The sequence below is a fragment of the Lutispora sp. genome, from assembly GCF_041687175.1.
Taxonomy (GTDB): domain Bacteria; phylum Bacillota; class Clostridia; order Lutisporales; family Lutisporaceae; genus Lutispora.
The window spans coordinates 1-4,738 of record NZ_JAWLCK010000171.1; the positions used below are offsets into that span (position 1 = coordinate 1).

At 34.6% G+C, this 4,738-nt stretch carries 4 protein-coding genes; all 4 read right to left on the reverse strand.

The annotated features are described in order from the left end of the window. Window positions 1-27 precede the first annotated feature (27 nt). The 4 genes from ACESM9_RS14540 to ACESM9_RS14555 all read right to left on the reverse strand — a co-directional run bounded on the left by ACESM9_RS14540 (window position 28) and on the right by ACESM9_RS14555 (window position 3,844). The gene (locus ACESM9_RS14540; protein ID WP_373000282.1) at window positions 28-1,596 is read right to left on the reverse strand and encodes a zinc metalloprotease HtpX; all 1,569 of its coding nucleotides are present in this window, start codon (window positions 1,594-1,596) and stop codon (window positions 28-30) included. Window positions 1,597-1,718: 122 nt separating this feature from the next. After that, the gene (locus tag ACESM9_RS14545; protein ID WP_373000285.1) at window positions 1,719-2,327 is read right to left on the reverse strand and encodes a uracil-DNA glycosylase; all 609 of its coding nucleotides are present in this window, start codon (window positions 2,325-2,327) and stop codon (window positions 1,719-1,721) included. A gap of 9 nt (window positions 2,328-2,336) precedes the next feature. Further along, window positions 2,337-3,215 (reverse strand): DMT family transporter, encoded by an 879-nt coding sequence (locus ACESM9_RS14550; protein WP_373000288.1) that lies wholly within the window; start codon window positions 3,213-3,215, stop codon window positions 2,337-2,339. A gap of 17 nt (window positions 3,216-3,232) precedes the next feature. Beyond that, the gene (locus tag ACESM9_RS14555) at window positions 3,233-3,844 is read right to left on the reverse strand and encodes a zinc dependent phospholipase C family protein (protein ID WP_373000291.1); all 612 of its coding nucleotides are present in this window, start codon (window positions 3,842-3,844) and stop codon (window positions 3,233-3,235) included. Between the last annotated feature and the right edge of the window lie 894 nt (window positions 3,845-4,738).

The window sequence follows — 4,738 nt, forward strand, 5'->3', positions numbered from 1 at the left end:
TCCATTGTATACATAGCACACCTCAAATTACAAAAATCTTAAAATATAGATTATCAAGCCTGACACTAAGGCCCCATATGCCAATATTTTACTTGCATAGTATGAATAACAAATAACCTTTTTGCCATCCATAATTATACTTTTGCATACAAAATATGGTCTGTTTGCTCTCTTGTACCAACCTATAACTTTAACCCTTTGTCCTATAAGTTCTTCAGCCTTGAATGCTCCAAATAGAAATTCTAATATTCTTAAGGGCTGTCTGTAATCCAATATCATTATTCCTGTATCATCATCCAACACAAAGTCTTCACTATAGAAAAGTCCCGGAACTCCTCTTCCAGTTATAGTGCCTTCCAAAACTGTTGATATTCCTTTTATTGGTGAAGCATCTTCTCTGATAAGCAACTCTTCAATTGTACTTGCTTCATGCTTTTTACTGTATATAAAATAATGTCTCACTATTAGTGCTAGCCCTAGTATACTAAGATTTATAGGATTTGAGATAAAGCTTTTATATACTCCTATAACCACACTAGCAAATAGCTTGTTCCATACCAGACTTTCCCGTATATTTGGCAGCGCTATTATTAAACAAATACCATAGGGTAAAAGATTAACTACTGCCTCTATTATAAAACTTACAATGCTCTTAAAAGAAAGCCTTGCATTCTCAATATATTTACCCTTCATAGCCATTATTCTCTTAGCAGTCAGGGGATGGGTAGAATTTAATTCGTATAGTTTACTCCATATGCTTTTAGTGTCCCAACCTATAAGCTTTTCGATAGCCTCACCCTTTTCTAAAGCCTTATAGTTATTCAATACAAATCCTTGGCTTTGAAGATTGTTAATCACTCCTAATGCATTCGCCTTTATAGGTTTTTTATTCTCCATCTTTGTAAATCCGTAGGCTATCTTTATCAAAGCACTGCTCAATGCTTCACTTGAATCAGATATCCTTATAGCAAAATCATCAGCATAGTATTCTCTTATTCTTGAATAAAATAGCACAGTATATTGACTAAGTATATAGGCTCCATAAGCCATCAAACCAATAATATATGTTGGATTATTCCTATTCCTGCCAGTAAAAACGTATATTTGATATAAAACCATTGGAATTACAGATACCATAGTCATCAATATGAAATCATAGTTCTTTATATGACCTAGCTCATGAGCTACTACTGCCTCTAATTCTTCTTCAGTAAGAACATCCATTAGTCCAGTTGTCAATACTATTCTTGCATTTCTGGGAATATGTCCATAGGTAAAGGCATTTGGATTTCCATCATCTATAAATCCGACCTTCGGCATTTTCATTTTAAGCTTAGCGCAAGTTTTCTCAAGAAACTCATATAATCTCGGGTCTGTATATTCTATATTTCTTTCAAAGTTTATACTAAAAAGCAGTTCTATTATAAAAGGGTTTATTAGATACTGGAGTCCAGCAACAATTAAAGATACATATAGTCCATATTTTAAGGGCATATCAAGATGATATATAAGTGCAGTTGCTACAGCAAAGATAAGCCCGAAGGTGAAGGTTAATGAAAGGACTGCTTTCTTCCTGATGCTTTGAAAAGTTTTCATTCTGTTAACCTCCTTAGCCATTATACCTTATTAACATTATATGGTTATACTGCAAAAAAAACAATCTTTTAAGGAGTTTGAAACAAAACTGTAATAAAGTGCTCCCTAAGAGCACTTTATTATTAGTATGATTCCATATATTCTTTTAGTTTATATAAATCCTCTATGTATACGGATTTTAATTCTGCTCTATAGATAATGCTGGCTGGATGGTACAGAGGAAATAATGTAATATTAGACCCGGTAAAGTTTATTTGAGTTGGCTTGCCATGGTATTCTCCAATTGTTGCGGATTCATTTCCAGTTAAGCATTTCAAAGGCACATTCCCTAGGCTCACCAAAAGTTCAGGTTCTATTATTGCTAACTCTCTCTTTAGAAAAGGTCGGCATAGATTTATTTCTTCCTTTGTAGGAGGCCTATTAGAGGTTCTGCCTGTTTTTTCGTTTATTTTGCAGGGTCTGAACTTAACAACATTGGTTATATATATGTCATCTCTTTTCAACTGGAGTATCTCCATAAATTCCTCCAGATTCTTACCTGCCTGACCAACGAAAGGCTTGCCTTTTTCTACTTCATTCCTGCCTGGTGCCTCTCCTATAAGTGCAATCTTAGCTTGTACTGACCCATCTCCATATACCAACGGAATATCTTGCTTAAAATAAGCATCTGCCATCGCTTTTAGTTCTTTATTATTTTTATCCAGAAGTTCAACCTTATTTGTAGAATCCAAAGCAAGTATTCAACTCCTTTGTTTAAAATCTTTTTTGTAAAAATTTATAAAAATTCCTGCAGCAACTAACAGCATTCCAAACAATGTTCTGCTGCTTATGGTCTCATTTAAAAATATAACAGCTAATATAGCTGCTACAGCAGGTTTAAGAAAGAAAACCATTGAGCCTTTGCTGGCGCTCAATATTTTTAAAGCTTCAATAAATGTAATATATGCAAAGCCTGATAAAATTAAACCTAAATACATTATTCTAAAAAATCCTTCTTTGGGGAAATATAAGACTGGCAGTTTCATAAATAGCAATATAGGAATAGTGCATATACTTCCGATTATGGCTGAAAGGCTTATCATGGTGATACTGCTTATATTATCTGCTTTCTTTTTTCCTAACACTGTGTATAATCCAAAAGTCAATGAAGATATGACACCTAACAATAAACTCAATGGCGTATCTCCAGTTGAATCTGGTTTGTATATTATTAATATAATTCCAATAAGCCCAAGCAACATACATATTATGTTATTCTTATATACCTTTTCTTTAAGCAATAAAACCGAGAACATAACAACAAAAATCGGATTAGAGCTTATCAATATGGCTGCAGTTGAAGCTTTTCCCATGGATATTGCCAACTGGAGGCTTCCCATGCTTATAACAGTATTTAATATGCCCAAACCAGCAAAAAATAGCCAATCTTTTTTTGATATGGCTTCCCTTTTCACTATAACCCACGGTAAAAGCACCAATCCGCCTAACAAAAACCTGATAAAAATGAGCTGAAGTGGATGAATCAAGCCCTTCAAGCTTGATGAAACTACCTCTAGAGTGCTAAAAATCAATATGGTTATACCCAGATAGATATATCCTTTCAATTTTGTGCTAATCATTTATGCTCTCCTTAATTCTATTTGTAAAAATTATTAATTAGTTCTTTAACAGCATCATCCACAAACCTTTCCATAGATGTCATGTCAAGAAAGTTCAGTTTGCTCTCTGTCTTAATAGTTGAACTGCTATAATAACTTTTAATTTTTTCTATATTTTCGTATATGAGCTTAGGTGGAAAATCAGTAAAAAATTCCAGTTTTACTTCTAAATCCATAAATTTTAACAATATATTGTTTTGAGGGTTTTGCTCAAGATATTTAAAGTCTAAGACTTCCATTTCTTGCTTAAATAGTTGTGCAAAATCCCCTTCTCCATTGTATTTCTTTTTAGCAGGTTTATAGTATCTTTCATTCCATAGGTTGTCCACAATAAGATGACAATAATAGCCCCAATAAAAGGACCGAGTTTTATCAGACCTAAGAAAAAGATTTTCCGGTCTAAGATGCCTGCTGTAGAAACACTTCACATCAATGCATTGCTCTTCATTCTTATTTTTATAAAAATGAGTTATCTCTTTTCCACCTGAATCAGGAGCTATGCTTCCCGCCATAAAGTAATCTAAGTCAATATCTTTTATTCTTTCTTTTATTTTCTCTGCTACTCTTAAATGTGTAAGACAAGTAGCCATATAATGTTCACTTCCTCATGCTCATTTTATAATGCTATTTTAGCATAAAAGATATCTCTTGGGTATTCCTTTTGGGTCTTTTTGAAACCACTAAAGATACTAAAGCGCCCATATGAGATATGTGTTTTAGATAAAAGAGCTCGCTTTGGTAGTTCTATAGCTTAATCTCACAAAAAGCCTAACGGCACCCAAAGGACCTCCATGTCCTGGATGCCTAGGCTGGCATCCGTGCCAGCCTTACGGCTTTTTTAGTTCGCTCTTCGCTAAGAACTATAACAAAGCTCGCAATATATCTTCATCACATATCTCATATGGGCTTACTATATCGTTCTATGGTGCAAAAGTAAGCTATAGTGTTTGAAGAATAAGCAACTGCCTAGGGTTTTTCTATAGGGCATGTCTCTCACCGCCAGTCACCATTCTCCAGTGTTTGGGTATTTCTTTTAGGTATAAGATCCTTCGCTTACCGCTCAGGATGACAGAGCTAGAGTGGGGCAATGAGGTTGCGGAACGATTATAAAATGTTCCTACATTGCTGTGCTCAGGATGACAACATTTGTATCTAAGAAAGCTACAGTAACTAAAGAATAAGCATATGTGCAGTTCACAAGGTTATTGATTTTGGTAACTCTAAAGCTCATATTCCAAGAAAAATCTAACGCCTCCCAGAGGGCCTCCTGCCCTGGAAGGCTTGGGCACCATCCGTGCTGCCCATACGATTTTTCTAAGGATACTTCGCTAAGAGTTACTAGCAAAATCAATAAATATGTTCACTTGCACATATGCTTATTCTAGTTTGCTATAGTGTCAAAGTAGCAGATAAGAAACCGTGTCCTTCCGTGTTTTTAGTGGTTTCAAAAATAAAAAAATCACAGTGTTAATCCGTGTTCTTCA

Bases quoted from the DNA above. Each gene is read 5' to 3' on its own strand.
- ACESM9_RS14550 (WP_373000288.1), bottom strand. From the start codon at position 3,215: ATGATTAGCACAAAATTGAAAGGATATATCTATCTGGGTATAACCATA.
- ACESM9_RS14555 (WP_373000291.1), bottom strand. From the start codon at position 3,844: ATGGCTACTTGTCTTACACATTTAAGAGTAGCAGAGAAAATAAAAGAA.
- ACESM9_RS14540 (WP_373000282.1), bottom strand. From the start codon at position 1,596: ATGAAAACTTTTCAAAGCATCAGGAAGAAAGCAGTCCTTTCATTAACC.